Origin of the sequence: Photorhabdus caribbeanensis (assembly GCF_018448885.1) — a bacterium.
In the GTDB taxonomy this organism is placed as follows: Bacteria; Pseudomonadota; Gammaproteobacteria; order Enterobacterales; family Enterobacteriaceae; genus Photorhabdus; species Photorhabdus caribbeanensis.
In genome coordinates, this window is the sequence record NZ_RCWB01000143.1 from 1 (window position 1) to 550 (window position 550).

General features: G+C 55.5%; 1 protein-coding gene. It reads right to left on the reverse strand.

The genetic code is table 11. The features are described 5' to 3' along the window. Positions 1-550, reverse strand: a 550-nt coding sequence (locus EAE90_RS23370; protein ID WP_214055465.1) for a filamentous hemagglutinin N-terminal domain-containing protein, incomplete at both ends; no start/stop codon positions are given.

The following is a 550-nucleotide window of genomic DNA, read 5'->3' on the forward strand; positions in this document are numbered from 1 at the left end:
GCATTATGCACGCCCACCCCCGTTTCGGTGCCTATCAGCCTGATTTTATGGGCATACATGCCGCCCAGCGCCGCCACATCCAACGCAAACGCCGGGTGCTTTTCATCGTCAATCGATTTTTTCTCCATTTGCTGATGCGCCGCATCCACAATATTGCGCCCGGCGGTCACTTTCAGGTCTTGCGCATGTAATTTGGCGTTAATCGCCACGGAGCGGGCGATAATATCGGTGTAACTTTGCTGTGTGCTGTCCATGCCGCGCCCGTCAATCCGCACGTCCCCCTGATTGACATCAAACCCTTTCAGTCGGCCCCGTTCCATCAGGGCTTGCCCGGTGGTGAGCGTGGTGCGATGCGCGTTAATAAAACCGCAACCGTTACAGGTGATGCCCGAAGGATTGGCAATAATTACCTCGGCTTTATGTCCGGCCACTTCAATCCAGCCGTTGAGGTGACTACGGTTATGGTTATTGACCTCATTGAGGATAATGCTGGCGTCCCCTTTGGCTAACCACGGATTACCGGCCACCATGCCGCCGAGTTGCGTCTGGG